The organism is Rugamonas rubra (assembly GCF_900114705.1).
Taxonomy (GTDB): Bacteria; Pseudomonadota; Gammaproteobacteria; order Burkholderiales; family Burkholderiaceae_D; genus Rugamonas; species Rugamonas rubra.
The window spans coordinates 17,205-43,506 of sequence record NZ_FOTW01000017.1; the positions used below are offsets into that span (position 1 = coordinate 17,205).

Genomic DNA, 26,302 nt, shown 5'->3' on the forward strand with positions numbered 1-26,302 from the left:
CCCCCCCCGGGCCGCCGCGCCGGCCGCCGGCGCGCCGCCTTTACGCCGCCTTTACGCCGCCGGGCCGCCTTTTTAGACGGTGTTTACGCCGGCCTTGCTAAGCTTGCCCCAGGCCGCAAGGCGCCGCCGGCGCCGCCCTCCAGGAGTCCCGCCATGCCATCGACCGCCCCACCGCCCGCCGCCGCGCCTGCCACCACCGCGCCGGCCACCACGGTCCTGCTGGTCGAGGACGAGGCGCAGATCCGCCGCTTCGTGCGCGAGGCGATGGAGCAGCAGGGCTGGCGCGTGGCCGAGGCCGGCGCCGTGCTGCCCGGCCTGGCCGCCGCCGGCACGCTGGCGCCCGACCTGATCGTGCTCGACCTCGGCCTGCCCGACGGCGACGGCCACGCCTTCCTGGCCGAGCTGCGCCAGTGGTCGTCGACGCCGGTCATCGTGCTGTCGGCGCGCACCAACTGCGGCGACAAGATCCGCGCCCTCGACGCCGGCGCCGACGACTACCTGGCCAAGCCCTTCAGCATGGCCGAGCTGCTGGCGCGCGCCCGCGCCACGCTGCGCCGGCAGCGCCAGGCCGGGCGGCGCGAGCCGGCCGGCCTGGTGCGCTTCGGCGACGTCGCCGTCGACCTGGAGGAGCGCCACGTCAGCAAGGCCGGCCGCCGGGTCCACCTGACGCCGACCGAGTACCGCCTGCTGGCGGTGCTGGCCGGCCAGGCCGACCGCACCGTCAGCAACACGCGCCTGCTCAGCGCGGTCTGGGGGCCGGTGCACAGCGAGGACGGCCACTACCTGCGCGTCTACATGGGGCAGCTGCGCCACAAGCTGGAGGACCAGCCGGCGCAGCCGCGCCACCTGCTCACCGAGACGGCGGTCGGCTACCGGCTGGCGCTGGCCGGCTGAGGCGCGGACGCCCCGTCCGGTCGGCGCCCGCCCCTCAACGCACGCTGGGCAGCAGGAAGGAGTCCTGGCCGCAGCTGCGGTTGGAGCGTTTGAGCTCGTCGGCCGAGCAGCTCAGCGAGGCGCCGTCCTTGCCCCAGCAGGCGTGCAGCTCCCGCAGGAAGCGGCCGCCGCCGCTGCAGAAGGGCAGCACGGCGTGCGCCGCCAGGCCGGGGTTGGCGCGCTGGAAGGCGGCGCCGAACTCGGCGATGCTGACGCGCACCGGCGCGCTCGGCGCCTGGAACTGCGGCGGGATCGCCAACTGCTTCTGCAACTTGGCGCTCAGCTCGAAGTAGGCGGCCGGCTCCAGGCCGGAGCAGGTGCCGTGCTTGGGCCACTCGTGGCCGATCAGGCCGGGCGAGGGGAACAGGCCGGCGTACTTGGCGCGCACGGCGGCCGGCAGCGGCTGCGTCGAGCAGCTCTGCGGATAGCCCTTTTGCCACTGCGGCCACAGGCCGTGCAGCACGAAGCCGAGGCGGCGTCCGCTGGCGCACTGGTTGGGGTCGTTGCGGGTGGCGCAGAACGAGGGCGACCAGCTCAGCGCCACGGCGTAGTAGTCGAACTGGCCGGGCTGGCCGTCGACGCCGGCGGCGCCGCCTTGCTGCTGCGGCCGCCTGGCCTCGGCCGCGCCGCCCAGCGCCAGCAGGGCGATCAACAACAGTTTGCCTAGACGCGATACGGACTGGGACGTGGACATGGTGCTACTCCTCTTCGAACGGGACGACGGGGCCGGATGGCGCAGGGGCGATTCTACCGCGCCACGGTGGGCTGCGGCGCGGCAGGCAAAACAGACAAGCGCCGGGCAAGCGGCTACACTGGCGGACACCTCCTTTCTGCGCCGCCTCCATGTCCGAGAAGAACCTGCCCGAGCTGATCGCCCTGAAGCGCCTGATCGACGCCGGCGCCGGGCATTTCCAGGTCGACACGCCGTGCACCGTGGCCATCGACGGGCGCCGGTTCCCGGTCTACTCGCTGGCCATCGGCAACCCGGACCCGGCGGTGCCGGCGCTGGGCTTCTTCGGCGGCATCCACGGCCTCGAGCGCATCGGCAGCCAGATCATCCTGTCCTTCCTCGAAAGCCTGCTGGCGCGGCTGCGCTGGGACCACACGCTGCACCAGCAGCTCGAGTCGCTGCGGCTGGTGTTCATGCCGCTGGTGAACCCGGGCGGCATGTGGCAGGCCACCCGCTGCAACCCGCAGGGCGTCGACCTGATGCGCAACGCCCCGCTGTCGGCCGTCGAGAAGGTGCCGTTCATGCTGGGCGGCCAGCGCTACAGCCGCCACCTGCCCTGGTATCGCGGCGCCGCCGACGCGCCGATGCAGGCCGAGAGCCGCGCCGTCTGCCAGCTGGTCGAGCGCGAGCTGCTGCCGCGCCAGTTCAGCATGGCGCTCGACTGCCACTCCGGCTTCGGCCTGCGCGACCGCATCTGGTTCCCGCACGCCCACACCCGGGTGCCGATCGCCCACCTTGCCGAGGTCGGCGCGCTGGAGGAACTATTCAGCGAGAGCTACCCCAACCACAACTACGTGTTCGAGCCGCAGAGCCGGCAGTACCGCACCCACGGCGACCTGTGGGACTACCTGTACCTGAACGGCACCGCCGACAACGCCCGCGTGTTCCTGCCGCTGACCTTGGAGATGGGCTCCTGGCTGTGGGTCAAGAAGAACCCGCGCCAGTTGTTCAACCGCGTCGCCATCTTCAACCCGACCGCCACCCACCGCCTGCAGCGCGTGCTGCGGCGCCACCTGGTGTGGTTCGACTTCCTGATGCGCGCCACCGCCAGCCACGTGCGCTGGGCGCCGCAGGGCCACGCGCGCAAGGACCAGCAGCACCGCGCGCTGGCGCGCTGGTACGGCGCATGAGCAACTGGGTGCTGCTGCGCGGCCTGATGCGCGAACAGCGCCACTGGGGCGGCTTTCCGGCCCTGCTGGCGCAGGCGCTGCCGGACGCCGTGGTGGCCACGCCCGACCTGCCCGGCAACGGCACGCGGCACCGCCTGCGCAGCGCGACGCGGGTGGCCGACATGGTCGAATTCTGCCGCGCCGAGCTGCGCGGGCGCGGCCTGGCGCCGCCCTACCACCTGCTGGCGCTGTCGCTGGGCGGCATGGTGGCGGTCGAGTGGGCCGCCCGCCATCCCGGGGAGCTGGCCGGCTGCGTGCTGCTCAACACCAGCATGCGGCCGTTCAGCCCCTTCCACCAGCGGCTGCGCTGGCAGAACTACGGCGCCATCGCCGCCCTGCTGCTGCGCGGCGGCGCGCGGCGCCAGGAGGAGCTGATCCTGCGCCTGACCAGCCGCGACGGTCCGCGCGCCGAGCTGCTGGCGCAGTGGCTGGACTACCAGCGCGAGTTTCCGGTGGGGCGCGCCAACGCGCTGCGCCAGCTGCTCTCGGCGGCGCGCTACACCGCCCCGGCGGCGCGCCCGGCGGTGCCGCTGCTGGTGCTGGCCGGCGCCGGCGACCGCCTGGTCGACCCGCGCTGCTCGCAGCGCCTGGCGGCGGCCTGGCGGGCGCCCTGCCGCATCCACCCGGACGCCGGCCACGACCTGCCGCTCGACGCCGGCGCCTGGGTGGCGCAGCAGGTGGCGGACTGGCTGGCGCGGCCGGCCGCGCCCACCGGCCTGGATGCCGGCCTGGCCGGGGATTGAGCCGCCGGCGCGGCGCACGGCCCGGGCACCGGCGGACGCGCTGGACGCGCCGGGCGGCTTCGGCCGCCGCGCCGGGCCGGCCGAAGCCGAGTAGAATAGCGCCCTGCCCGCCGCGCCGCTGCGGCGTCGCCGGACCCGTCCATGAACACTGCCCTCCCCCCCGTCGCCTGCCGTCCCGGCTGCGGCGCCTGCTGCACCGCTCCGTCGATCTCCAGCGCCATCCCCGGCATGCCCGACGGCAAGCCGGCCGGCGTGCGCTGCGTCCAGCTGGCCGACGACAACCGTTGCCTGATCTTCGGCCGCCCGGAGCGGCCAGCCTGCTGCGCCGGCCTGCAGGCCTCGGCCGAGATGTGCGGCGACAGCCGCGAGCGGGCGCTGCTGTGGCTCGGCGAGCTGGAGCGCGCCACCGCGCCGGCCTGAACGGTACGATGTCAATGCAGCTGGCTACGTCGCTGGTGGACGCCGCCTGGGTTTTCGGTTGCGCCCCATGGCGTTGCACTTCGCCCGAGCGTCGAGATATTCTTGTCCGGACAGTATTTTCTGGCCCCGGGGCAAGAACCACCCTTCCACACAACTGTTGTCCCGCAACGCAATCTGCACATGCGTTTCCTTGTGAAACCCAGATTTAGGCGCTACCTCACCACCTTGATGGAATGCCCCGCGCACGGCTTGAAACGGTTGCAATGGCGGGATGCTATTGGCCCGGACATCGTGTATCAATGTGAATACGGCGTTGTCCAGCTTGCGCAGAATGATGTCGGCATCATCTTCGCCCGCAGCGCAATTCTCTGGAACGGGGCTGCCGGTCTCTGCCAATCCAGCGAGTAAAACAGGATAGGCCATGCAGAATTCATTGATTCCTGCTTGCGTGGTCATGTCCAAGCAATGCTGAACTCGAAGCACGGCACCGACGACCGCAGGCGTGCCAATAGGTCTTGCCGTGTACATTTTCGCGGGATTGTTATGCGACGCATAAGCAAACATATACGCTCGCTCAATGTCCCCCTCAAAGAAATAGGCGCCTGGTCCCAGCCAGTCGTAAGGGTTGTGACTATGGTCGAGATGCGCAAGTCGGCCGCACACCAAATCATCCCGCGTCGTGATATCGCATCCGTGGTAGGCGAGGAGCAGCTGACCGGCAATCACTTGTAGACGCGTGTAAGCTTGCCGCCTGCGGTGACGATACCGGCACGCAGCACGGCCTTTGCGGCGGCCTGTGGCGACATGGCGTAGGGATTCGCTACCCTGCTTTGCGCCGGGCCAACTTCGCAGCGGCCAGCTGTGGGAGCGTCCTTGTGCGCAGCTTTCACTTTCACTTTCGGTTTCAGGGTGTCCATCGTTTCATTTTCCCACAACATGACAACTGCTGCAAATTTGGGCAGCCCCAAAAAAATGACCATGCAAGAAGGAGACGAAAGATTCCCGACTCCGCGCTGCGCCGCACAAAAATCCACCCCGCTTGTGCCCGATTGATGAACGCGGCGCCCCGGCATGGTAAGCTGCGAACCCGCGCAGCACGCGGCGACGCGCCCGGCTGTTTCCCGTCCCCAATTAGTACGTGTTAAAACAATAATTCATGGATATCATTCTCGCGCTCAAGGCCCTGGTCATGGGCTTGGTCGAAGGCTTCACCGAGTTCCTGCCCATCTCCTCCACCGGCCACCTGATCCTGGCCGACAGCCTGCTCAACTTCCAGGGCATGGAGGAGAAGATGAAGGTGTTCGAGATCGTCATCCAGGCCGGCGCCATCTTCGCCGTCTGCTGGGAATACCGCGCCCGCATCTGCAGCGTGCTGCGCGGCCTGTTCAGCGACGCCAAGGCGCAGCGCTTCGCCGTCAACGTCGGCATCGCCTTCGTGCCGCTGGCCGCCCTCGGCCTGGTGTTCGGCAAGGCCATCAAGGCGGTGCTGTTCAAGCCGGTGCCGGTGGCGCTGGCCTTCATCGTCGGCGGCGTCATCATCCTGCTGGTCGAGCGCCGCGCCAAGGCCAATCCGGTGGCGGTGCGGGTCCACTCGGTCGACGACATGACCGCGCTCGACGCGCTGAAGATGGGCATCGCCCAGGCCTTCGCCCTGATCCCAGGCACCAGCCGCTCCGGCGCCACCATCATCGGCGGCATGATGTTCGGCCTGTCGCGCAAGGTGGCCACCGAGTTCTCCTTCTTCCTGGCCATCCCGACCCTGCTCGGCGCCACCGTGTATTCGCTGTACAAGGAGCGCGCCCTGCTGTCGGCCGCCGACCTGCCAATGTTCGGCATCGGCACCGTGGCCGCCTTCGCCTCCGCCTTCCTGTGCGTGCGCTGGCTGCTGCGCTACATCAGCAGCCACGACTTCACCATCTTCGCCTGGTACCGCATCGTCTTCGGCCTGGTGGTGATCGCCACCGCCCACTACGGCCTGGTGGTCTGGGTCGACTAAGGCCGGCTAACGGCCGGCCCCGCGGCCGGCCAACCAAAGTAAAGAGTTAGAAGCATATGAACGAGCAGGACACCTCAGCGCGCGCGCTGCACCAGTTGCAGACCGTCTTCGGCTACCCGGCCTTCCGCGGCCAACAGGCGCAGATCGTCGAACACGTCAGCAACGGTGGCGACGCCCTGGTGCTGATGCCGACCGGCGCCGGCAAGTCGCTGTGCTACCAGATCCCGGCGCTGCTGCGCGACGGTGTCGGCGTGGTGGTCTCGCCGCTGATCGCGCTGATGCAGGACCAGGTCGACGCGCTGGCCGAGGTCGGCGTGCGCGCCGCCTTCCTCAACTCGACCCAGACCTACGAGGAGGCCAGCCGCATCGAGCGGCTGGTGCGCACCGGCGAGATCGACCTGGTCTACGTCGCCCCCGAGCGGCTGATGACCGAGCGCTGCCTGAACCTGTTCCAGAACTCGAAGATCGCCCTGTTCGCCATCGACGAGGCGCACTGCGTCTCGCAGTGGGGCCACGACTTCCGCCCCGAGTACATCAAGCTGTCGATCCTGCACGAGCAGTTCCCCGACGTGCCGCGCATCGCCCTGACCGCCACCGCCGACCAGCAGACCCGCGCCGAGATCGCCGACCGCCTGCAGTTGAACGACGCGATGCAGTTCGTCTCCTCCTTCGACCGGCCCAACATCCGCTACCAGATCGTCGAGAAGGGCAACGGCCGCAAGCAGCTGCTCGACTTCATCACCAGCGAGCACGGCGGCGACTGCGGCATCGTCTACTGCCTGTCGCGCAAAAAGGTCGAGGAGACCGCCGAGTTCCTCAACGAGAACGGCATCCGCGCGCTGGCCTACCACGCCGGCATGGACCACGCCAAGCGCAGCAAGCACCAGTCCCGCTTCCTGCGCGAGGAGAACATCGTGATGGTCGCCACCATCGCCTTCGGCATGGGCATCGACAAGCCGGACGTGCGCTTCGTCTGCCACCTCGACCTGCCCAAGAGCATCGAGGGCTACTACCAGGAGACCGGACGGGCCGGCCGCGACGGCGCCCCGGCCGACGCCTGGATGGCCTACGGCCTGCAGGACGTGGTGCTGCAGCGGCGCATGATCGACGAGTCCGAGGCCGACGAGACCTTCAAGCGCGTGCTCGGCACCAAGCTCGACGCCATGCTCGGCCTGTGCGAGACCTTGAGCTGCCGGCGCGTGCGCCTGCTCGACTACTTCGGCGAGCAGTCCTCGCCCTGCGGCAACTGCGACACCTGTTTGATCCCGCCGGTCTCCTTCGACGGCACGGTGCCGGTGCAGAAGCTGCTGTCGGCCATCTACCGGGTCGACCAGCGCTTCGCCGCCGGCCACACCATCGAGGTGCTGCGGGGCGTCGAGACGGAACGCATCAAGACCTGGCACCACGACTCCCTGTCGGTGTTCGGCATCGGCGCCGACCGCAGCGAGCAGGAGTGGCGCGCCATCCTGCGCCAGACCATCGCCCTCGGCCTGGTCACCGTCGACCACGAACAATACAGCTCGCTCAAACTGACCGACGCGGCCCGCCCGGTGCTCAAGGGCGGCCAGAAGGTGCAACTGCGCCAGTACCAGAAGCCGGTCAAGCAGAAGCGCCCGACCACCGCCTCGAAGGGCTATGTGGAGACCGACCTGTCGAACTCCGAGCAGGCCATCTTCGACAAGCTGCGCTGGTGGCGCGTCGAGACGGCGCGCACCCACAACGTGCCGGCCTACGTGATCTTCGTCGACGCCACCCTGCGCGAGATCGCCAAGGCCAAGCCGACCTCGCTCGGCGAGCTGCGCGGCGTGTCCGGCGTGGGCGAGAAGAAGCTGGCCTCCTACGGCGACGAGATCGTCGCGATGATCGCCGAGATGCTCTAGGCGGCCTGGCCTAGGCGCGCAGGATGGCGCGATAGCGGCTGGGCGGCACGCCCAGGCTGTCGCGGAAGCGGTGGCTGAAGTGGCTCAGGTCGGCGTAGCCGCAGGCGTCGGCCACCTGCTGCAGCGGCAGCTCGCCGTCCCGCAACAGCAAACGCGCGCGGTCCAGCCGGCGCGCCGCGATCCACGCCGACGGCGGCATGCCGAAGGAGATGCGGAACATGCGCGCCAGGTGGAACTCCGACAGATTGGCCTGCAGCGCCAGCATGCCCAGCGTGATGCCGCCCCCAAGATTGTGCTCGATGTAGTCGGCCAGCCGGCGCCGCACCAGCGGCGCCAGGCCGCCGCGCGGGCGGCCGTCCGGGCGCTTGTGCGCCGACTGCGACCGCAGCAGCTCGCTCAGCGTGGCGTGCGCCAGCTCGTTGGCGCGCAGCCGGTGGTCGGCGTCGTCCCAGGGCATGGCCACCAGCGCCTCGCACAGGCGGCCGAGGCGGCCGTCCTCGAAGTAGGTGCGGTCGGCCAGGGTCAGCTCGCGCGGCTCGCGGTCCAGCTCCACCACGGCGCGCCGCGTGAAGTGCTCCGGCATGAAGTACAGGTGCAGGAAGCGCAGCGGACCGCGCACCATCCAGCTCGACTCGTGCCAGTCCGGCATGGTGCACAGCAGGCGCGGCGCGCCGTACAAGCCGGGCCGCTCGCCGCGCGAGGTGCGGTAGCCGCCGCCCATGTAGTAGGACAGCGTGTGGTGGCCGGGCTGCTTGTAGTGGGTCTGCGCCTCGCGCGTGTCGCGCTGCCAGATGGCCGCAGCCAGGCCGTCGCCCAGCACGGCGAAGCGCTCCAGCGTCGCCTCGGTCGAGGCCATGGTGTTGAACACGGCGTGGGCCAGCGCGCCGGCGACGTGGTGGTGGTTGGTGGTGGCGGCGGCGCTCGGCATGGCTGGGCGTATGGTCAAGGAAGTGGCCGAGGGTGGCAAAAAGAGACAGCCAAGTCTAGCATGGCGGCGGCCCCGCCCCGGCGCGCCGGCGCCGAAAAGCGCAAGCCGGGACAAGTGCGGCGATACTGCGCAAGCCCAGACAAGCGGCGCCCGCCGCGCCGCGCCACACTGGCCGCACCGCTGCCACGCAGCCCGTCTAGGTGCCGATGCAATGAACGTTTTCCTCTACCTGCTCACCGTGCTGATCTGGGGCACCACCTGGATCGCCATCACCTTCCAGCTCGGCGTGGTGCCGGCCCCGGTGTCGATCGCCTACCGCTTCTGGCTCGCCAGCGCCGTGCTGATGGCCTTCCTGCTGCTGCGCCGCCAGCCGGCATGGCCGCCACGCCGGGCCTGGCGCTACCTGCTGGCGCAGGGAGTATCCCTATTCTGCTGTAACTTCCTGTGCTTCTACTACGCCAGCCAATGGGTGCCCAGCGGATTGGTCGCCGTGGTGTTCTCCACCGCGCCGCTGTGGAACGCCGTCAACGGCCGCCTGTTCCTCGGCCGCGCCATCCGGCCGCAGGTGATGCTGGGCGCCCTGCTGGGCCTGGCCGGCATCGCCCTGCTGTTCCTGCCGCAGATGCAGGGCCACTGGCACGACGGCGGCATGCTGCTCGGCCTGGGCCTGGCGCTGCTCGGCACGCTGTGCTTCTCCTGCGGGAATTTGCTGTCGAGCCGCATGCAGGCGCTCGGCCTGACGCCGTGGCTGACCAACAGCTGGGCCATGCTGATCGGCGCGAGCATCCTCGGCGCCGCCGCGCTGGCGCTGGGCATGCCGTTCGCGCCGGCGCCGGACGCGCGCTACCTGTCCTCGCTGCTGTACCTGGCGCTGGTCGGATCGGTGGTGGGCTTCACGGCGTACTTGCTGTTGGTGGGACGGATCGGGCCGGACCGGGCGGCCTACTCGACGGTGCTGTTCCCCGTCGTCGCGCTGACCCTGTCGACCGTCTACGAAGGCTACCGTTGGACCGCGCCGGCCTTCGCCGGCCTGGGCCTGGTGTTGGCGGGGAACCTGCTGGCCTTCCTGCCGTTGGGCGCGCGCGCCGGGCTGAAGCCGGCCGCCGCCTGAGCGGCATTGTGCGAAGCGGCGCCGGCGGCTACCAAACCCAAAGGGCGCAGAGCCAGGGTCAGACCCTCAGGGTCTGACCCTAGATTTGCGCCGCTGGGTTTTGTCAGCCAGGCTTCTTGAGGAAGACCAGATCCCAAACGCCGTGGCCCAGCTTGATGCCACGGTTTTCGAACTTGGTCAGCGGGCGGTAGGCCGGCTGCGGCGCGTAGCCCTCGACGCTGTTCTGCAGGCCGGCTTCGCCGCCCAGCACTTCCAGCATCTGCTCGGCGTACTCCTGCCAGTCGGTGGCGCAGTGCAGATAGCCGCCCGGCGCCAGCTTCTCGGTCAGCAGCTTGACCAGCGGCGGCTGGATCAGCCGGCGCTTGTTGTGGCGCGCCTTGTGCCACGGGTCGGGGAAGTAGATGTGCACGCCGTCCAGCGAGGCGTCCGGGATCATGTTGTTCAACACCTCGACGGCGTCGTGCTGGATCAGGCGCAGATTGGTGATGTCCTGCTCGCCGATCTGCTTGAGCAGGCTGCCCACGCCCGGCGTGTGCACCTCGACGCCGATGAAGTCCTTCTCCGGCATCGCCTTGGCGATGTGCGAGGTGGTCGCGCCCATGCCGAAGCCGATCTCGAAGATCACCGGCGCCTTGCGGCCGAAGGCCAGCTGGTAGTCCAGCGGCGCCTTCACGTAGGGCAGCATGAACTTCGGACCCAGCTCCTCCAGCGCGCGCGCCTGGGCGATCGACAGGCGGCCGGCGCGCGTGACGAAGCTGCGGATGCGGTGTTCGCTCGGGTCGTATAACATCGGCCGCGCTGGGCCGTTGGCTGGGGTATCTGAGGACATGGGATCGAGAGGGGAATCTGGCTAGGGACGCTATTATACGTTATGCCGTTTTGCATGGTCTAGCCGGCCACTTGCGCTAAGATAGCGTCCTTTCGACCTAGCGGACCTGTCATGAACCACCTGATTTCCCTCGTCATCATCCTGCTCACCGGACTGGCGGTGTACGCGATCCTCAGGAGCGGGCCAGCGCGGCCGGCCGCGCCGCCGCCGCGCGCCGGCGGCCCCTACATCCCCTCGCTGCCCGACACCAGCCCGGTGCGGCACTGGTCCGACGGCGGCCGCTTCCTGGTCGAGGTGAGCAGCGAGTCGCGCTACCAGGCCACCATCGGCGAACTGGCCGGCGAGCACGGCGCGCAGTCCGCCAACGCGCCCTACCAGGCGGTGCTGCTGCCGGACGACCACAACCACTACGAGGACAAGGCGGTGGCGGTGTTCATGGCCGGCCGCATGGTCGGCTACCTGGCGCCCAAGGACGCGCTGCGCTTCCGCCAGCGCCTGGCCGCCGCCGAGCTGGCCGGCCAGCCGACCACCTGCGACGCCATGGTGCGCGGCGGCGGCGACTGGCAGGGCAAGCGGCTGGCGTATGTGGTGGTGCTGGACGTGGAGCCGTTCGAGTAGCGCCGGCGAGACGAGCATGCTGCGAGGATGTCTAACACTTTCTACGGACTAGACTTCCTGGTGAAATTGGGCATCAATATCGCGCGCACCATGAAGTACCCGGACCACTTCGATACCGTCAACAATCGCAACGTAAAAGATCACGTAACGCTCGAACGGGAAGCTTTGCAAATCCGCAAGTAGCTCACCGCGACGCCGACCTAGACCTGGCCGCCCGGCCAGTACTTGGAACTTCGCATCGAGCCGGTCCAGAAAAGCATCTGCCCGCGCCTCGCTGTCTTCGGCGATGTAGTCCCAGATCTCGGCAACATCGGCGCTGGCACGCGGGCGCAGCCGCACCACCGGCATTTAAGCCTCGCCGCCGCTCTTCGCCTTGCGCCTGGCGCGCCCGGCGTGCTTCAGGGCTTCCGCATCCCACGCAACAGCTGGGCCGCTGTCCAGTCCGTCCTGTATTTCCTGTCGCAACTGCGCGAGCCGAGCCGCCCGCAGTTGGTCTTTCTCCTCCATCAGACGCAGAGCTTCCCGCACGACCTCGCTAGCCGACGTATACAAGCCGGACACAACTTTTTGTCGCACCATTTCCTCCAGCTGCGGAGTCAGATTGATATTCATCGCCATGGCATGCCCTTCGAACTCATTGTCCTCACAATTGTACTAGCCTTGGCAATCTTTGCCATATCTTGATCGTCATGGCCATGCCTCGCGCAAGGACAAAGGCAAGTAGGCGGCTGGCTGGCGTATGTGGTGGTGCTGGAAGTGGAGCCGTTCGAGTAGGACCGGCGTCGAATCAGGCCTGGTAGAGGTGGTTGACCATGTACAGCTGAAGAAAGAAACTGGCACCGGCGAACAACATGGGGAAGGCCGACAGCAGACGGTCCCGTGTGCGCCGGTGCCGATCTTCGCGCCGCCCCTGCGCATACGCCTTGACGCCGAAGTAGAAGCCCAGCGGCGGCAGAATGAAGATCGTCACCATGAACACCAGCGTCGGGTAGGAAACAAGCGTGCAGAGGATCGATGCCGTGGCGAATCGCATTGGACTTCCGAAGTGGCTGGGCTGGAGACTGCGGGCCGGGATAGCGAACGCTGTCCTGGAGCGGGTGAAGGGAATCGAACCCTCGTCGTAAGCTTGGGAAGCTTCTGCTCTACCATTGAGCTACACCCGCGATAGGCGCATTCTACGCGGCTTTGCGCATTGTTGACAACGTTTCTGAGTGGCCGCTGTGATCAAAAGTGTGATGGCCAATGTCACCAAGGTGTGATGGCCGAGAAGATATGGAATACAGATAATGCTATAGAAAGCTTGTTAATCTATAAGTTGGCCTCGGAAATTTGACGGCACTACATCGCCTAGCCACTGCAGATCATTTTTTTCCGTATCGCGGCAAAACTTATTCAACACGAGTTTCCCAGATTCGATTTCCCGGCAAGCCCATATCTTGGCACCGCTATGCACAAAATAATCCCAAGCCACTGCGTTCGGTAGAGTCGCATCTTTCTGGTGATTAGTTGTATCGGGTGGGGTATTTTTATTCTCGACTTCGCTTCTATTTTTTTCTTGAGCAACCGAACTAGCACAAGCAGTGATAAAAAAAACGATGGATGAAAGATAGATTAATTTTAACATAAATATTTCTCCATTTCCTGAATCACTAGTCTGAAGACTAGTAATTATAAATATTTATTAGAAATGTCCATGGACAGGTTGGTGTGGCTGTCCGACTATAATAGCATGTTCATCTGTGTGGAAACTGTTAGTGGAATCGGCTGGCGTATTGGCGAGAACGTTAGCTCCATCCCCATGTTGATGATTATGGGAAAACGAGTGCGATTCCTTTCCCATTTCTTGTTGGTAAGGGACATTTTGCCAATGACTTGCATCGTGCTTTCCTGGTGCTGTCGAAGGAAGAATGAGGATATTGCCCACGGAAATAATTCCACCGCCACCCGATGCGCCCGCTCCCCACCCCATGGCTGGAACAGTCTTTTCAGCGAGAGTTCCATTATATGTGCCGCTAACGGTATGCGTGCCATCTAAATTTTTTAGTAAATTGCCCATTTGCACTATATTCAGTTGAATTCTCGACATAAATCTTCTCCTGGGTAACAAGTTGATAATTTCCGCGAGTTGGCTCACCCAGTTCAAGTGCGATTTGCGTTTCGAAAGCTGTGGCTTGATTTTCGTCCATTCCTAATACATGCGCGATCTCATGCGCTAACGCCATCGCAGGGTATTGTATGCCGGCTTTGTAATCTGCTGAGTAAACCTGATGAGCAAGGTTGGGGTCCCAGTCAATCTGAGGTGTTGAACCATCGGAAGGAACACAGCGTCGAGTCTGAATTAGTATGATTAGTAGCAACGGTGAAATCATATGTTCTATGGACCGTGGCCGCAGTTTGGCTATCTTTATGATAATTAATCGCTATAGCCGCGTTAATCATATCTGCTGATGGCAGATAACTGTTGATTGAGGTGGAGTTTTTGCGTGATCGCATATTCACGCGTTTGAAACGCGCATGAATAGTGGCGTTTAGCGAGGCGGCAGGGCTTGGGAAGCTTCTGCTCTCCCATTGAGCCACACCCGCGATAGGCGCGCTCGACACGGCTTTGCGCATGGTTGACAACCTTCCACGGCGGACGGCGCAAAGCGCGCTCCGCCGGCCGCCCGCGCGGCACCCCATCCCGCCGCGCCTGGTCACCGATCAAACGCGGCATGACCGGAAACCAAGGTAAAACTATTACTCTTGGTTAACATCTTGTACAATGTAGCGACCACCGCCACCGCCCGATCCCGGCCCGATCCGACCCGCGTCAGACGCCCCCATGCTGAGCCTGCACACCAACACCGCCTCCTTGTCGGCACTCTCCTCGCTCGGCCGCACCGAGGGCAGGATGGCGCACGCCATGACGCGGCTGGGCACCGGCTACCGGGTCAACTCGGCGATGGACGACGCCGCCGGGCTGCAGATCGCCACCCGCCTGTCGGCGCAGAGCCACGGCATGGCGGCGGCGATGGGCAACATCCAGAAGTCGCTGTCCATGCTGCAGACCGCCGAGGGCGCGCTGAATGAAAGCGGCAACATCCTGGTCCGCATGAAGGACCTGGCCATCCAGGCCGCCGACGGCTCCACCACGAACGCCGACCGCACGGCGCTGCAGGCCGAGTTCACCGCGCTGAGCCATGAGCTGAGCCGTATTTCCAGCAACACCAGCTTCGGCGGCGCCAGGCTGCTGCTGGGCGACACCACGGTGGAAAAGGCCAACGTGGTCGCGGCCAGCGCGGCCGCCGCCGCCGCCAGCGGCGCCGCCGCCGCCGCCTTGGCGAACGCCCAAAACAACCACAACGCCGCCCTCGCCGCCGACCAGGCCGGCTCGACGGCGGCGACCCGGGCGGCGCTGGCCGCCGCCGCCGGCGCCATCGTCGGGGCCAGCGCCAACGCCGCCGTCGCCAGCGCGGCCGCCCTCGACGCCCAGCAGTACGCCACCGCCGTGGCGGCCGTGACGGCGGTCGACGGGGTCTTCTCGAAGGCGGTCGATTTCCAGATCGGCGCCTCGGGCCAAGAGGTCATGACGGTCCGGCTGACGGCGCAACTGGACGCCATGCACCTCGCCCTGCACGGCGCCGCCAGCACCTACGACACCTTCGGCGTCGACCGGCCGGGCGCCGGCACCGACCTGGTGATCGCCAGCGCGGCCTCGGCCAGCATCGGCAAGCTGCAAGGCGCGATCGACGCCGTCGCCGGCGTGCGCGCCAGCCTGGGCGCAAGCGCCAACCGCCTGGGCCACGCCGACAACAACCTGGCCAATATGCGCGGCAACACCCGCGTGGCCATGGGCCGCGTGATGGACACCGACTTCGCCCAGGAAAGCGCCAACATGCTGTCGAACCAGATGCTACTGCAGGCCGGCGGCACGGTGCTGCGCCAGACCAACAGCATCTCGTCGATGGTGATGTCGCTGCTCGGCTAGTCCTCTGTGTCGCCGCGCGCCGCCGGCGCCGGCAGCGCGGCGGCCGCCAGCGGCAGGCCGGCGGCGCGGTTGAACTCGTCGAGCGCCGCCAGCAGCCGGGCGAAGGCGTCGCCGCCCCAGGCCTGCTCCATGCGCGCGTATTGCTGGTCGATCAGCGGCCCCATCCGCGCCAGCAGCGCGGCGCCGGCCGGCGCCAGGCGCACCATGACGCGGCGCTGGTCGAGTTCCACGCGCTGGCGCGCCACCATGCCGACCTCCTCCATCCGCGCCAGCACGCCCGACAGGCTGGGCGCCAGCATCTGGCATAGCTCGACGATCTCGCGCGGCTCGAGCTCGGCGTGCTCGTCGAGCACGCGCAGGATGCGGTACTGCTGCTCGGTCACGCCGAACTGGTGCAGGATGGGACGGAATTGCGCCATCAGGTTGTCGCGCGCCTTCAGCAGGCGCTGCGGCAGGTTCGGATAGTGGATCTGGTGCGGCACGGCGCTCTCCCGGTGGCGCCTGTCGGGCCAGGCTGGGCCGATTATACCGCTTGACTCGTTAATATATTAATGATTTAATCGTTCATATATTAACGAATTCCTTGAGGTATATCATGGTTGAACTGGCATGATTGTGCGCGACCGCCCGTCGGGCCTGCGGCTGTTCCTGTTGTTGCGCGGCTCGGTGCTGCCGCGCATCCTGCCCAGCCTGATCCTCAACACCCTGCTGGCCACCCTGGTCACGCTCAGCCACGGCGACCTGTTCAAGCTGAAGATCACCCTGACCACCATCCCGTTCAGCATGATCGGCCTGCCGCTGGCGATCTTCCTCGGCTTCCGCAACAACGCCGCCTACGACCGCTACTGGGAGGCCCGCAAGCTGTGGGGCGAGCTGGTGCTGCGCGGGCGCAACCTGTCGCGCCAGTGCCAAAGCCTGATCAGCGGCGGCCCGCCGGCCCACGCCAGCCTCGGCCTGGACGACGTGCGGGTGCGCATGGTCTACCGCAGCATCGCCTACGTCTGCGCGCTGCGCGACCTGCTGCGCGGGCAGGACCGCAGCCACGAATACCGCTGCTATCTGCGGCCAGAGGAGGCGCGCGCGCTGGCCGGCGCCAGCAACAAGCCGGACCGCATGATGCTGGCGATGGGCGCCGACCTGCGCCACTGCCTCGAACAGGGCCGGCTCGATCCCTGCATCGCGCCGGCCATCGACGCCACCATCTCGGCGATGGTGGCCTCGGCCGCCTCCTGCGAGCGGATCAAGAGCACGCCCATCCCCTTCTCCTACACCCTGCTGCTGCACCGCACCGCCTACCTGTACTGCTTCCTGCTGCCGTTCGGCCTGGTCGACACCATCGGCTTCATGACCCCCTTCGTGGTGGCCATCGTCGCCTACACCTTCTTCGGCCTGGACGCGGTCGGCGACGAGATCGAGGAGCCCTTCGGCACCGAGGACAACGACCTGGCGCTCGACGCCATCTGCCGCTCGATCGAGATCGGCCTGCGCGAGAGCCTGGGCGAGACCGAGCTGCCGCCGCAGATCGAGCCGCGCAACTACTGCCTGAGCTGAGCGGCGACGGCCGGCGCCGGGCGCTAGCGCAGCAGCTGCAAGGCCTGGTTGGGCAGCAGGTTGGCCTGGGCCAGCATGGAGGCGCCGGCCTGCCGCAGGATCTGGGCGCGGGTCAGCTGCGCCATCTCGCTGGCGTAGTCGGTGTCGACGATGCGCGAGCGTGCCGCCGACAGGTTCACCACGCGGTCGAGCGCAGCGGCGTGCGCCGCGTCCAGCCGGTTCTGCAGCGCGCCCAGGCCGGAGCGGATCGTGCCGATCTCGTCGAGCTTGGCGTCGATGTAGTCCAGCGCGGCGGTGGCGCCGGCGAAGCTGCTCAGGTCGATCGGCGGCTCGCCGCTGGAGGTGGTCGCCTCGATGTGCACGGTGGCGCCGTTCGGCGTGGCGCTGGTGCTGCCCGGCGCCAGTCCGGCCAGGGCGGGATTGCTGCCGCCCACGGTGAGCGAGTGCTGCTTGAGGTCGGCCGTGTCGAGGATGTTGACGCTGCCGCGCGTGGTGCCGGTCGGCAGGCCGAGCAGGCCCCAGTTGGCGCCGGCCAGGTCGATGTTGCGGCCGTCGGCCGCCGTCAGCGTCAGCGTGCTGCCGTTGACGCCGGCCGTCACCCCGGCGCCGGCGCCGTTGATGGCGTTGGCCGCGCTGAGCGCCAGCGCGTTGGCGTTGGCGCCGTTGATGGCGCCCAGCGCGACGCCGTTGACGCTGATCGTGGCGTTGCCGATGGCGCCAGCGCCGCCGGCGAGGCCGGCCACGCTGGTGCTGGCGCTGGCGCCGACACCAGGGACGTTGGCGGCGTTGACGGCGTTGGCCACCGCGTAGGCGCTGGCCGCCGACTGGCCCGACGCCGCGCCGGCCACCGAGGCGCCGACCGCCACGCCGTTCAGCGTCAACGCGCCGGCGCTCAGCGCGCCGGCCACCGCCCCGCTCAGGTTCACCTGCAGCAGCGGCAGGTCGGCCATGCCGTGGCCGCTGTGGCGCTGCTGCAAGGCGGCGCCGACGGTCAGCGCGACGACGTCGCCGACGTTGGCGCCCACCTGCAGCTGGGTGTTCAGGCTGCCGTCGATCAGCCTGGCCTGGTTGAAGCTGGTGGTGTCGTTGATCTGGTAGTTGGCCGCCACCAGGGCGTCGACCTCGGCCTGGATGGACTTGCGGTCGAGGGCGTTGTTGCTGCCGTTGGCGGCCTGCACGGCCAGCTCGCGGATGCGCTGGAAGTTGTCGACGATCTGGCCCAGCGCGCCCTCGGCCACCTGGGCCAGCGAGATGCCGTCGTTGATGTTCTGCGCCGCCCGGTTGCTGCCGCGTATGCCGGTGCTGAAGCGCTCGCCGATCGCCAGCCCGGCCGCGTCGTCGCGCGCAGAGTTGATCCGCAGCCCGCTGGAGAGCCGCTGCAAACTAACGCTGAGCTCGTCACCGGAGCGCCGGTAGTGGCGCTGCGCGTTCAGAGACGGGAGGTTGCTGTTGATCTGCATGCGGCGGTCGGCTGGGGCGCGCTTCCTGGTTGGTCCGGCACGACGGGCGCACGGATGCCCGCTCGTCGTACCTGTAACGGCAGAAAACGGCAAATTCTTTAACCACGGCAACAGAAACCCCGGGCGAATGGCGCGCAGTGAGCGCTCACCTCGAATACAAGAAGGGCCGCCGGCGAAGCCGGGATGTTACTCGGCCGGCAGGGCGAGGCGCGCGCGCAGCAGCGCCAGCGCGCCGGCGTCGAGCCGGGCGGCGGCCTGGCGCAGGTACTTTCCGGCGGCCGGGCCGGCGCCGTTGCGCTCGGCCATGGCCAGCCACAGGTAGGCCTGGCCGGCGTCGGCCGGCGCGCCCTGGCCGCTCAAATACATCAGGCCCAGGTTGAACTGGGCGCGGCCGTGGCCCTGGCGCGCCGCCTGCAGATACCAGTCGTGCGCCAGCGCGTAGTCGCGCGCCAGGCCCTGGCCGTTGTCGTGGCGCAGGCCGAGGGCGAACTGGGCCTGGGCGTGGCCCTGCTCGGCGGCTTGGCGATACCAGGCGGCGGCCTGCAGCGGATCTGGCGCCGGCCCGTCGTCGTCGTCGTGCAGCAGGCCCAGCTTGAACTGGGCGGCGGCGTAGCCCTGCTCGGCGGCGCGGCGGAACCAGGCCAGCGCGGCGCGCTCGTCGCGCGCCACGCCCTGCGCCGTCTCGTAGCGCAGGCCGAGGTCGAACTGGGCGCGCAGGTGGCCCTGCTCGGCCGCCCGGCGCAGCCAGGCGACGGCGGCGCCGTCGTCCTGCGCCACGCCGTGGCCGGCCTCGCACAGCAGCGCCAAATGGTATTGCGCCGCCGGGAAGCCCTGCTCGGCCGCCATCAGATACCAGCGCGCCGCCTCGGCCGGGTCGGCCGCCACGCCCTGGCCGTGCTGGTGGCGCAGGCCGACGTTGTGCTGCGCCGCCGCGTGGCCCTGCTCGGCCGCCTTGCGGTAGCAGGCCAGCGCCTTGGCGTCGTCGCGCGGCACGCCCTGGCCGTTGTCGTAGATCAGGCCGAGGTTGAACTGCGAGCTGGCGTGGCCCTGCTCGGCGGCGCGGCGGTACCACAGGATGGCCTTCTGGCTGTCCTGGGCGATGCCCTCGCCCTTGTCGAAGCGCAGCGCCAGGTTGAACTGGGCCGGCGCGTAGCCCTGCTCGGCGGCCTTGCGGAACCAGGCGATGGCCTGGCCGGCGTCCTGCGGCACGCCCTGGCCGTTGTCGTAGCGCAGGCCGAGGTTGAACTGGGCCCGCGCGTAGCCCTGCTCGGCCGCCTTGCGATACCAGGCGATGGCCTGCTTGAAGTCCTGCGGCACGCCCTTGCCGGTGTCGTACATCATGCCCAGGTTGTTCTGCGCGCCGGCGTCGCCCTGCTCGGCGGCCTTGCTGAACCAGCGCATGGCCTGCTCGCTGTCCTGCGCGATGCCCTGGCCCTTGGCGTACAACCAGCCCAGGTTGTACTGGGCGGCGGCGTAGCCCTGCTCGGCGGCCAGCTGGTACCAGCGCGCCGCCTCGGGGAAGTCCTGCGCCACGCCCTGGCCCTTCTGGTACATCACGCCGAGGTTGTACTGGGCGTGCTCCAGGCCGGCGGTGGCGGCCTGGCGGTACCAGTCCAGCGCCAAGGCGTAGTCCTGGCCTATGCCCTGGCCGTTGAAGTACATGAAGCCCAGGCTGTGCTGGGCGTTGGCGACGCCGCGCTCGGCCAGCGCCTTCACGCGCAGGAATTCGGCGGTGAAGCCGGCCGCCGCCGCCGGCAAAACGGCGGCGTCGGTGCTGGCGGCGGCGCGGGCGGTCGGCACCGGCTCAGGCCTGGATGGCGACGTCGGCCAACTGCGGCGCCGGCGCGTGCAGCAGCGGCGCGCTGTCGCCGGCCTGCTGCTGCAGCACGCCGATGAAGTTCGACAGCGAGATCGGCCGGTGGTAGAAGTAGCCCTGCATGGTGGTGCAGCCGTGCGACTGCAGGTAGCGCGCCTGCAGCGCCGTCTCGACGCCCTCGGCCACCAGGTGCAGGCCGAGGCCGCGGGCGATCGAGATGATCGCCAAAATCACCGGGTAGTGGCCGTGCTCGTCGTGGATCTCCTTGACGAAGGACTGGTCGATCTTGATGGTGTGGATGGGGAAGCGGTGCAGGTAGGACAGCGAGGAGTAGCCGGTGCCGAAGTCGTCGATCGCCACCGACACGCCCAGCTGGCACAGCTTGTTGAGCTGCTCGATGGCGTACTGCGGGTTGCGGATGCAGATGTTCTCCGTGATCTCCACCTCGATCTGCGCCGGCGAGATGCCGTAGCGGGTCAGCGCGCCGCGCATCTTCTCGAAGAAGTCGCCGCGGTCCAAATACTGCGGCGACAGGTTGAGCGACAGGCGGATGGCGTCGCCGCCGGCGGCGTTCCACAGCAGCAGGTCGCGGCACAGCGCGCCGAGCATCCAGTCGGAGATCGGCAGCATCAGCCCGTTCTCCTCGGCGAAGGGCAGGAACTCGCCGGCCGACAGCAGGCCGCGCTGCGGATGGTTCCAGCGCATCAGGCCCTCGGCGCCGATGATGCGGCCGCTCGCCACGTCGACCTGCGGCTGGTAGTACATCTCCAGCTCGTTCTGCTCGAGCGCCTTGCGCAGGCTCTGCTCGAGGGCGATCTTCTGGTGCGACACGTCGAGCATCGAGTTGTGGTAAAAACTGTGGCCGTTCTTGCCCAGCGCCTTGACCTGGTACATGGCGATGTCGGCGTGGCGCAGCAGCTCGTCGATGCTCTCGCCGTCGCCCGGGTAGATGGCGATGCCGATGCTGGCCGAGATGTGCACCTCGTGGCCGTCCAGGTCGAACGGCTGCTGCAGGCTCTCGAGGAACTTGTCGGCGATGGCCTTGGCGTCCTGCCGGTCGCGCAGCTCGGGCAGCACGATGGTGAACTCGTCGCCGCCCTGGCGCGCCAGGGTGTCGCCGCGGCGCAGGCATTCCTTCAGGCGCAGCGCCACCTGCTGCAGCAGCTCGTCGCCCTTGACGTGGCCCAGCGTGTCGTTGACCAGCTTGAAGCGGTCGAGGTCGACGAACATCACCGCCAGCTCGCTCAGCTTGCGCTTGGCCTGGATCACCGCCAGGCCGAGGCGGTCCTTGAACAGCATGCGGTTGGGCAGGTCGGTCAGGATGTCGTGGTAGGCCTGGTAGGAGATCACCTCCTCGGCGCGCTTGCGGTCGGTGATGTCGCGCGCCACGCCGTAGATGCCGAAGTACTCGCGCTGGCGCGGCTCCTGCTCGGGCTGGTGCACGCCGATGGCGTTCAGCGCGATGGTCATCAGGGTGTTGCTGAAGGTGCGCTCGTGGCCGCCGCCCATGGCGTCGCCGCCGCACTTCAGGCGCAGCTCGACGCTGCGCGAGGCGCGCGTGTCGCCGCGCCGCTCGCTGAACACGTAGCGGGCCCGCTCCCGGTCCTCGTCGTGCACCAGCAGCGAGTAGTGCTTGCCGATCAGCTCCTCGCGCGAAAAGCCGAGCAGCTGCTGGACGCGGTCGTTGACGAAGGTGAAGCGGCCCTCGTGGTTCAGGGTGTAGATGATGTCCGGCGAGCTGTCGACCAGGTAGCGGTACATCTTCTCCGAGTTCTCCAGCTGCGAGGCGATGCGCGCGTTGTCCTGCGCCAGGCGGCGCTGCGACAGCGCGTTCTGCACCGTCTTGAGCAGCTCCTCGCGGCTGTAGGGCTTGCGCAGGTAGTCGTAGGCGCCGCGCTTGAGGGCGCCGATGGCCGCCTCGATGCCGACGTCGCCGCTCATCACGATGACGTCGCCCTCGATGCCGCGCTCGTTGATGAAGTCCATGATCTGGTGGCCGCTCATGTCGGGCAGGCGCAGGTCGAGCAGGATCAGGTCGAACTTCAACCGGTTCAGCTGGGCCAGCGCCTCGCTGCCGCAGGTGGCCGTGACCAGCTGGTAGTCGCGGTCGCGCAGCAGCTCGTAGAGCGAGGACAGCAGGCGCGGCTCGTCGTCCACCAACAGCAGGCGCGGGCCGCCGTTGGCGTGGCAAGCCGGCACGGCCGGGGTCATGTCCATCCGCGGGGTGTCGGCGGTTGGCGCGTTGGCAGCGGAGCTGCCGGGGTTCAGGTTCATCATGGCCTTAGACGGAGTCCATCGCCCGCGCTTGCACGCCGACGACTTGGCTGGCGCTGCCCCGGGCGGGCAGCAAAATTTCAAAACTGGTGCCGGCGCGGCCGGAGCGGCAGGTGATCAGGCCCTGCATCCTCTTGACCAGGTTGTGCACGATGGACAGGCCGATGCCGTGGTGCGGCCCCTCCTTGCTGCTGCGCACCGGCGCGAACAAATTGGCCAGCACCTCGGCCGACAGGCCGGGGCCGTTGTCGCTGACCACCAGCTCGAGGTAGAGCCGGCGCTCGCGGTTGACGTGGCCGCGGTTGGCGATGTCGATCTTGCCGCCGGCGGGCATCGCCTCGACGGCGTTCTTGACCAGGTTGACCAGGATCTGCTTGAGGATGTCGGCGTCGCCGTCGATCTCGGCCGGCTCCTCCTGCATGCGCACGACGATCTGCACCGAGGCCGGCACGAAGTCGGTGGCGCGGAACAGGCGCAGCACGTCGTCGACCACGCGGGCGACGTCGGTGTGGCGCGCCGTCTCGCTCGGCTGCAAATCGGCCAGGCCGTTGATCAGCTGGCCGACGCGGTCGATCTCCTCGTTGAGGATGGACATCTCGCCGACCACCGGCTCGCGCCGCGCCAGCTTGCTGTCGAGCACCGACAGGTAGTTCTTGATGATCGACAGCGGGTTGTTGACCTCGTGGACCACGCGGCGCGAGGCCTCGCGGTACTCCTCGGCGACGTGGGCCAGCTGGCGGCGGGCGTGGCCGCGCTCGCTCAAGGTGGTCTCCAGCGCGGCGGCGGCCTGGGTGGCGAACGATTGCATGAAGCGCTCGCGCTTCTGCAGGCCGGCCAGCTGCCAGGCGGCGGCGGCGCCGACCAGCACGCCCAGGCAGCGCTGGTTGGCCACCAGCGGCAGGCAGACCAGGGCCTCGCTGCCGAGGATGCGGAACAGCTGCTCCTCGGCCAGGGTCAGCGCCGCGTCGCCGCGCGCCAGGTAGGCCGGCCGGCGCTGCCGCGCCGCCTCGGCGATGGCGCCGCCCTTGGCCAGCGGGATGGCCAGTTCGGCCAGCCGTTGCTGCTGCTCGCCGCCGGCGCAGCCGACCAGGGCGTGGCCGGTGGGGTTCTCCAGCAGGGCCACGGTGCTGCCCAGGTCGAACAGGATGCGCGCCGAGCGGGTCATCGAGTCGAGCAGGCCGCTCTCGCCCTGCTGGCGGGCGAAGGTCTGGCCCATCTCGGACACCAGCACCATGTTGCGCACCTCCTCGGACAGGCGCTGCTGCACCGGGTCCAGCGGCGGCGGCGGCGCGTAGGCCGGCGGCGCGACGATGTCGTCGGCGCCGGCCAGCTCGATGCCCAGGTAGGCGGCCGACTTGTCGACCTGGCGCGCGGCGGCGTTGCGCACGGCGGCCAGGGTGTCGGGCTCCAGGCCGCACAGGCGGCTGGCGTCGGCGATGGCGTCCTGGTGGGCCTCCTCGTCGCCGTGGCTGCACAGCAGGTGCGACAAGCGGACGATGCGGATCAAGGGATGCGCCGCCTCGAGCCGGGCGGCCGGCTCGTGGTGGTACAGCACGCTGTCGGCCAGGAAGGAGTCCAGGTGCCAGCGCTCGATCAGCCAGGCGCCCGCCTCCGAGTGGGTGATCTGCAGGGTGCGCTGCTCGACGGCGCACAGGTCCTCGTCGTCGCGCGCCATGAAGTTCAGCGCGTACTCCTTGGGCGCGGTGGCCAGCAGGGCCAGCCGGCCGACGTTGTGCAGCAGGCCGGCCAGGTAGGCCTCCTCGGCGTGCGGGTAGTCCATGCACTTGGCGATGTCGCGCGCCAGCACGGCGGCGGTCAAGGAGTTCTTCCAGAAGCCGCGCAGGTCGGTGCTGCCGGAATGGGGAAAGCTGTTGAAGGTCTGGAACACCGATTCGCTGATCACCAGCGTCTTGATCATGTCGGTGCCGAGCGACACCAGCGACTGCTCCAGGCTGACGCTGCGGCTGTGGCGGTGGTAGGCCGAGCTGTTGGCGACGCTGAGGATTTTGCTGGTCATGCCGGCGTCCTTGGCGATCAAGGCGGCCAACTCGGGCATGCCGGCGTCGTCGGCCTGCAGGTGCTCGATCAATTTGATGAGGATCTGCGGCATGGCCGGCAGGCGGGCAATCAACAAGCGATTGCGGATATCGTGTTCTGATTGCTGCATCGTATCAAGCATTGCCGCCAAGGGACATTGAATGGGAAGCGGCACTCAAGGTCGAAGGGCCACCACGGTGTTATTTGGTTAACTGTTGTAACAAGAAAACGTCGCTGCGACGGCTTGGTAAACCGTCTGACCGTGCTTAAAAATCGATAGTAGCATAAACAAAGGCATAACTAATCAACAAGAAAGATTTCCTACTAAACTTTTTTAACTTTCCTGCCGTTAATGAATTACCTGGTCGGATGGCGTAATAGCATGCTCCGGTAAGCGCGCGACGTCAACCACAAAGCGAGAGCAGAGGCACTAAAGGCCATCTGTCCGGCGGCTAGCCACAATACCGAATGTGATAGGAAGGGCGCGATCACGCCCGCCACCAGGGCGGCCAGCAGGGTCGAGGCGAACGATTGGCAGGACGCCACCGTGCCGCGGATGTGCGGGAACAGGTCCAGCGCCAGCAGGGTCGCGCCGGGCGCCACCATCGACATGCCGAAGGTGTAGACGAACATCGGCGCCACCGTCCAGGGCAGCGCCGGCGGCAGCCACAGGTGGTAGCAAACGTTAAATATCGAGGCCGCCAGCAGGAAACAGAAGCCAATACCAATTTGTCGCGAAAATGAGATCCTGCCGGCCACGCGGTTGGCCGCCAGGGCGCCGAGGAAGATGCCGCTGACGGCGGGCAGGAACAGCCAGGCGAACTGGTCGGGGCCGAGGCCCAGGTGCACCGGCAGCAAGACCGGCGCCGCCGTGATGTAGACGAACAGGCCGGCGAAGTTCAGCGCCACCACGCCGGACTTGAGGTGGAACAGCGGCGAGCGGAACACCTGGCCGTAGTTGCGCATCAGGTAGCGCGGGTTGAAGGGCTGGCGCTTGTGCGGCGGCAGCGTCTCGGGCAGGCGGCGGTAGCACAGCACGAACAACAGCACCGTGTAGCCGAACAGGAACAGGAAGATGGCGCGCCAGTCGAGCAGCTTGACGATCCAGCCGCCGGCCACCGGCGCGATGGCCGGCGCGATCGAGAAGATCATCGTCACCATCGACAGCAGCCGCGCCGCCGCCGCGTCGGCGTACAGGTCGCGGATGATGGCGCGGCCGACCACCACGCCGGCGCCGGCCGAGACGCCCTGCAGCGCGCGGAAGGCCCACAGGTAGTGCACCGTGTGCGAGGCGGCGCAGCCCAGCGTGCCGATGGCGAAGGTGACCAGCGCCACCAGCACCACGTTGCGCCGGCCGAAGGCGTCCGACAGCGCGCCGTGCCACAGCACCATCACCGAGAACGACAGCATGTAGAAGGTCAGGCTTTGCTGCACCTCCAGCGGGCTGGCCTGCAGCGAGGCCTGGATCGCCGGGAAGGCCGGCAGGTAGGCGTCGATCGAGAACGGGCCGAGCATCGACAAGCCGGCCAGCATCGCGGCCAGCAGGCCGTTGCCCAGCGCGCGGCGGTGGCTCGGTTCGGGTGGCGGTGGAATGTCGGGGGCGGGATCGGGCGGCAGGATGGCGGGCGGATTCGGGAACATGGGTGGTCCGGTTGGGCGCCGGACCGGCCGCGCCGGCCGCGCCTTGTTATGGGGGGATGAGGATGGCGCCGCGCCGGCCGGGCGGCGCGCTACCCCGCAATGCGGCAGGAAGGGGGCGGCCCCCGTCCGGCGCCAAGGCGGCGGGCTGCCCCCGGCGTCCGGGTTGCGGGGCGCGGCTCAATCACATGGCGAAAAAGCC

General features: G+C 68.0%; 27 protein-coding genes and 1 tRNA gene. 10 read left to right on the forward strand and 18 right to left on the reverse strand.

Translation table 11 applies throughout. The features are described 5' to 3' along the window. Positions 1-153 precede the first annotated feature (153 nt). The gene (locus tag BM252_RS17790) at positions 154-894 is read left to right on the forward strand and encodes a response regulator (RefSeq protein ID WP_093389016.1); all 741 of its coding nucleotides are present in this window, start codon (positions 154-156) and stop codon (positions 892-894) included. A 34-nt stretch (positions 895-928) separates the two neighbouring features. Here BM252_RS17790 and BM252_RS17795 read toward each other — a convergent pair whose 3' ends face one another. Then, positions 929-1,627, reverse strand: a complete 699-nt coding sequence (locus tag BM252_RS17795) for a ribonuclease T2 family protein (RefSeq protein WP_174900576.1) — start codon at positions 1,625-1,627, stop codon at positions 929-931. A gap of 149 nt (positions 1,628-1,776) precedes the next feature. Between BM252_RS17795 and BM252_RS17800 the strand changes: the two genes are divergently transcribed. The 3 genes from BM252_RS17800 (at position 1,777) to BM252_RS17810 (ending at position 3,995) form a co-directional block, all read left to right on the forward strand. After that, complete coding sequence (locus BM252_RS17800) at positions 1,777-2,793, forward strand: M14 family zinc carboxypeptidase (protein ID WP_093389017.1); 1,017 nt, start codon at positions 1,777-1,779, stop codon at positions 2,791-2,793. Then, positions 2,790-3,575 (forward strand): alpha/beta fold hydrolase, encoded by a 786-nt coding sequence (locus BM252_RS17805; protein WP_093389018.1) that lies wholly within the window; start codon positions 2,790-2,792, stop codon positions 3,573-3,575. Before BM252_RS17800 ends, BM252_RS17805 begins: the two co-directional genes overlap by 4 nt. A gap of 141 nt (positions 3,576-3,716) precedes the next feature. Next, positions 3,717-3,995, forward strand: coding sequence for a YkgJ family cysteine cluster protein (locus BM252_RS17810; protein WP_093389019.1), 279 nt, complete (start codon positions 3,717-3,719; stop codon positions 3,993-3,995). A gap of 24 nt (positions 3,996-4,019) precedes the next feature. Here BM252_RS17810 and BM252_RS17815 read toward each other — a convergent pair whose 3' ends face one another. Together BM252_RS17815 and BM252_RS30255 are read right to left on the reverse strand one after the other, a co-directional pair. Next, complete coding sequence (locus tag BM252_RS17815) at positions 4,020-4,721, reverse strand: hypothetical protein (protein WP_093389020.1); 702 nt, start codon at positions 4,719-4,721, stop codon at positions 4,020-4,022. Next, entirely contained in the window at positions 4,718-4,933 is a 216-nt protein-coding gene (locus BM252_RS30255) for a hypothetical protein (protein ID WP_139236580.1), read from the reverse strand. The genes BM252_RS17815 and BM252_RS30255 overlap by 4 nt, the downstream gene beginning before the upstream one ends. A 218-nt stretch (positions 4,934-5,151) precedes the next feature. Between BM252_RS30255 and BM252_RS17820 the strand changes: the two genes are divergently transcribed. After that, the gene (locus BM252_RS17820; RefSeq protein WP_093389021.1) at positions 5,152-5,991 is read left to right on the forward strand and encodes an undecaprenyl-diphosphate phosphatase; all 840 of its coding nucleotides are present in this window, start codon (positions 5,152-5,154) and stop codon (positions 5,989-5,991) included. 56 nt (positions 5,992-6,047) lie between these two features. Then, entirely contained in the window at positions 6,048-7,871 is a 1,824-nt protein-coding gene (gene recQ / locus BM252_RS17825) for a DNA helicase RecQ (protein WP_093389022.1), read from the forward strand. Positions 7,872-7,881: 10 nt separating this feature from the next. On the opposite strand, the gene BM252_RS17830 is transcribed toward recQ, so the two are convergent. After that, positions 7,882-8,799: a helix-turn-helix transcriptional regulator gene (locus tag BM252_RS17830; protein WP_093389023.1), complete on the reverse strand. Its 918-nt coding sequence runs from the start codon at positions 8,797-8,799 to the stop codon at positions 7,882-7,884. Between the two features lie 211 nt (positions 8,800-9,010). Between BM252_RS17830 and BM252_RS17835 the strand changes: the two genes are divergently transcribed. Beyond that, entirely contained in the window at positions 9,011-9,910 is a 900-nt protein-coding gene (locus BM252_RS17835) for a DMT family transporter (RefSeq protein ID WP_093389024.1), read from the forward strand. Between the two features lie 103 nt (positions 9,911-10,013). Here BM252_RS17835 and trmB read toward each other — a convergent pair whose 3' ends face one another. Next, positions 10,014-10,700, reverse strand: coding sequence for a tRNA (guanosine(46)-N7)-methyltransferase TrmB (trmB, locus tag BM252_RS17840; protein WP_093389025.1), 687 nt, complete (start codon positions 10,698-10,700; stop codon positions 10,014-10,016). Between the two features lie 150 nt (positions 10,701-10,850). Between trmB and BM252_RS17845 the strand changes: the two genes are divergently transcribed. Further along, a complete protein-coding gene (locus BM252_RS17845) occupies positions 10,851-11,357 on the forward strand; it encodes a hypothetical protein (protein ID WP_093389026.1) in 507 nt (168 codons plus the stop codon). A gap of 48 nt (positions 11,358-11,405) precedes the next feature. Here BM252_RS17845 and BM252_RS17850 read toward each other — a convergent pair whose 3' ends face one another. The 7 genes from BM252_RS17850 to BM252_RS30270 form a co-directional block, all read right to left on the reverse strand. Further along, positions 11,406-11,705 (reverse strand): type II toxin-antitoxin system RelE/ParE family toxin, encoded by a 300-nt coding sequence (locus BM252_RS17850; protein ID WP_093389027.1) that lies wholly within the window; start codon positions 11,703-11,705, stop codon positions 11,406-11,408. After that, on the reverse strand, positions 11,706-11,975 hold the full coding sequence (locus BM252_RS17855) for a type II toxin-antitoxin system ParD family antitoxin (protein WP_093389028.1): 270 nt from the start codon (positions 11,973-11,975) through the stop codon (positions 11,706-11,708). Between the two features lie 169 nt (positions 11,976-12,144). Next, entirely contained in the window at positions 12,145-12,390 is a 246-nt protein-coding gene (locus BM252_RS17860; RefSeq protein ID WP_093389029.1) for a hypothetical protein, read from the reverse strand. Positions 12,391-12,446: 56 nt separating this feature from the next. Next, a tRNA-Gly gene (locus BM252_RS17865) sits at positions 12,447-12,520 on the reverse strand. A gap of 140 nt (positions 12,521-12,660) precedes the next feature. After that, complete coding sequence (locus BM252_RS30260; protein WP_139236582.1) at positions 12,661-12,981, reverse strand: hypothetical protein; 321 nt, start codon at positions 12,979-12,981, stop codon at positions 12,661-12,663. 57 nt (positions 12,982-13,038) lie between these two features. Then, positions 13,039-13,443: a hypothetical protein gene (locus BM252_RS30265; RefSeq protein WP_139236584.1), complete on the reverse strand. Its 405-nt coding sequence runs from the start codon at positions 13,441-13,443 to the stop codon at positions 13,039-13,041. Positions 13,444-13,788: 345 nt separating this feature from the next. After that, positions 13,789-14,070 carry a hypothetical protein gene (locus tag BM252_RS30270; protein WP_139236586.1) on the reverse strand — a complete coding sequence of 94 codons (282 nt, stop codon included), beginning with the start codon at positions 14,068-14,070 and terminating at the stop codon, positions 13,789-13,791. Between the two features lie 108 nt (positions 14,071-14,178). On the opposite strand from BM252_RS30270, the gene BM252_RS17870 reads away from it, so the two are divergent. After that, entirely contained in the window at positions 14,179-15,324 is a 1,146-nt protein-coding gene (locus BM252_RS17870; RefSeq protein ID WP_093389030.1) for a flagellin N-terminal helical domain-containing protein, read from the forward strand. Here BM252_RS17870 and hpaR read toward each other — a convergent pair. Beyond that, positions 15,321-15,806: a homoprotocatechuate degradation operon regulator HpaR gene (hpaR, locus tag BM252_RS17875; protein ID WP_093389031.1), complete on the reverse strand. Its 486-nt coding sequence runs from the start codon at positions 15,804-15,806 to the stop codon at positions 15,321-15,323. The two genes, BM252_RS17870 and hpaR, sit on opposite strands and share 4 nt — an antisense overlap. 127 nt (positions 15,807-15,933) lie before the next feature. Here hpaR and BM252_RS17880 point away from each other — a divergent pair, with 127 nt between their 5' ends. Further along, a complete protein-coding gene (locus tag BM252_RS17880; protein ID WP_093389032.1) occupies positions 15,934-16,875 on the forward strand; it encodes a bestrophin family protein in 942 nt (313 codons plus the stop codon). A 23-nt stretch (positions 16,876-16,898) separates the two neighbouring features. Here the strand turns inward: BM252_RS17880 and BM252_RS17885 are convergent, their stop codons facing one another. The 5 genes from BM252_RS17885 to BM252_RS17905 form a co-directional block, all read right to left on the reverse strand. After that, positions 16,899-18,335, reverse strand: coding sequence for a flagellin N-terminal helical domain-containing protein (locus tag BM252_RS17885; RefSeq protein WP_093389033.1), 1,437 nt, complete (start codon positions 18,333-18,335; stop codon positions 16,899-16,901). A gap of 186 nt (positions 18,336-18,521) precedes the next feature. Beyond that, positions 18,522-20,093 carry a tetratricopeptide repeat protein gene (locus tag BM252_RS17890; protein ID WP_425442341.1) on the reverse strand — a complete coding sequence of 524 codons (1,572 nt, stop codon included), beginning with the start codon at positions 20,091-20,093 and terminating at the stop codon, positions 18,522-18,524. A gap of 46 nt (positions 20,094-20,139) precedes the next feature. Beyond that, entirely contained in the window at positions 20,140-22,368 is a 2,229-nt protein-coding gene (locus tag BM252_RS17895) for a putative bifunctional diguanylate cyclase/phosphodiesterase (protein WP_245774329.1), read from the reverse strand. Between the two features lie 64 nt (positions 22,369-22,432). Beyond that, positions 22,433-24,535 carry an HDOD domain-containing protein gene (locus BM252_RS17900; protein WP_093389158.1) on the reverse strand — a complete coding sequence of 701 codons (2,103 nt, stop codon included), beginning with the start codon at positions 24,533-24,535 and terminating at the stop codon, positions 22,433-22,435. 284 nt (positions 24,536-24,819) lie between these two features. Continuing rightward, positions 24,820-26,103: a multidrug effflux MFS transporter gene (locus tag BM252_RS17905; RefSeq protein WP_093389035.1), complete on the reverse strand. Its 1,284-nt coding sequence runs from the start codon at positions 26,101-26,103 to the stop codon at positions 24,820-24,822. Positions 26,104-26,302: the final 199 nt, after the last annotated feature.

What these genes read in the sequence shown, in the direction of transcription:
- BM252_RS17895 (WP_245774329.1), bottom strand. Translation starts at nt 22,368, where the DNA reads ATGGACATGACCCCGGCCGTGCCGGCTTGCCACGCCAACGGCGGCCCG.
- BM252_RS17810 (WP_093389019.1), top strand. Translation starts at nt 3,717, where the DNA reads ATGAACACTGCCCTCCCCCCCGTCGCCTGCCGTCCCGGCTGCGGCGCC.
- BM252_RS17835 (WP_093389024.1), top strand. Translation starts at nt 9,011, where the DNA reads ATGAACGTTTTCCTCTACCTGCTCACCGTGCTGATCTGGGGCACCACC.
- recQ (WP_093389022.1), top strand. Translation starts at nt 6,048, where the DNA reads ATGAACGAGCAGGACACCTCAGCGCGCGCGCTGCACCAGTTGCAGACC.
- BM252_RS17820 (WP_093389021.1), top strand. Translation starts at nt 5,152, where the DNA reads ATGGATATCATTCTCGCGCTCAAGGCCCTGGTCATGGGCTTGGTCGAA.
- BM252_RS17860 (WP_093389029.1), bottom strand. Translation starts at nt 12,390, where the DNA reads ATGCGATTCGCCACGGCATCGATCCTCTGCACGCTTGTTTCCTACCCG.
- BM252_RS17800 (WP_093389017.1), top strand. Translation starts at nt 1,777, where the DNA reads ATGTCCGAGAAGAACCTGCCCGAGCTGATCGCCCTGAAGCGCCTGATC.
- BM252_RS17790 (WP_093389016.1), top strand. Translation starts at nt 154, where the DNA reads ATGCCATCGACCGCCCCACCGCCCGCCGCCGCGCCTGCCACCACCGCG.
- BM252_RS17905 (WP_093389035.1), bottom strand. Translation starts at nt 26,103, where the DNA reads ATGTTCCCGAATCCGCCCGCCATCCTGCCGCCCGATCCCGCCCCCGAC.
- BM252_RS17805 (WP_093389018.1), top strand. Translation starts at nt 2,790, where the DNA reads ATGAGCAACTGGGTGCTGCTGCGCGGCCTGATGCGCGAACAGCGCCAC.
- BM252_RS30270 (WP_139236586.1), bottom strand. Translation starts at nt 14,070, where the DNA reads ATGCCGCGTTTGATCGGTGACCAGGCGCGGCGGGATGGGGTGCCGCGC.
- BM252_RS17845 (WP_093389026.1), top strand. Translation starts at nt 10,851, where the DNA reads ATGAACCACCTGATTTCCCTCGTCATCATCCTGCTCACCGGACTGGCG.
- BM252_RS17900 (WP_093389158.1), bottom strand. Translation starts at nt 24,535, where the DNA reads ATGCCGCAGATCCTCATCAAATTGATCGAGCACCTGCAGGCCGACGAC.
- BM252_RS17795 (WP_174900576.1), bottom strand. Translation starts at nt 1,627, where the DNA reads ATGTCCACGTCCCAGTCCGTATCGCGTCTAGGCAAACTGTTGTTGATC.
- BM252_RS17855 (WP_093389028.1), bottom strand. Translation starts at nt 11,975, where the DNA reads ATGGCGATGAATATCAATCTGACTCCGCAGCTGGAGGAAATGGTGCGA.
- BM252_RS17830 (WP_093389023.1), bottom strand. Translation starts at nt 8,799, where the DNA reads ATGCCGAGCGCCGCCGCCACCACCAACCACCACCACGTCGCCGGCGCG.
- BM252_RS30265 (WP_139236584.1), bottom strand. Translation starts at nt 13,443, where the DNA reads ATGTCGAGAATTCAACTGAATATAGTGCAAATGGGCAATTTACTAAAA.
- trmB (WP_093389025.1), bottom strand. Translation starts at nt 10,700, where the DNA reads ATGTTATACGACCCGAGCGAACACCGCATCCGCAGCTTCGTCACGCGC.
- BM252_RS30260 (WP_139236582.1), bottom strand. Translation starts at nt 12,981, where the DNA reads ATGTTAAAATTAATCTATCTTTCATCCATCGTTTTTTTTATCACTGCT.
- BM252_RS17880 (WP_093389032.1), top strand. Translation starts at nt 15,934, where the DNA reads ATGATTGTGCGCGACCGCCCGTCGGGCCTGCGGCTGTTCCTGTTGTTG.
- BM252_RS17850 (WP_093389027.1), bottom strand. Translation starts at nt 11,705, where the DNA reads ATGCCGGTGGTGCGGCTGCGCCCGCGTGCCAGCGCCGATGTTGCCGAG.
- BM252_RS17885 (WP_093389033.1), bottom strand. Translation starts at nt 18,335, where the DNA reads ATGCAGATCAACAGCAACCTCCCGTCTCTGAACGCGCAGCGCCACTAC.
- BM252_RS17870 (WP_093389030.1), top strand. Translation starts at nt 14,179, where the DNA reads ATGCTGAGCCTGCACACCAACACCGCCTCCTTGTCGGCACTCTCCTCG.
- BM252_RS30255 (WP_139236580.1), bottom strand. Translation starts at nt 4,933, where the DNA reads ATGTTGTGGGAAAATGAAACGATGGACACCCTGAAACCGAAAGTGAAA.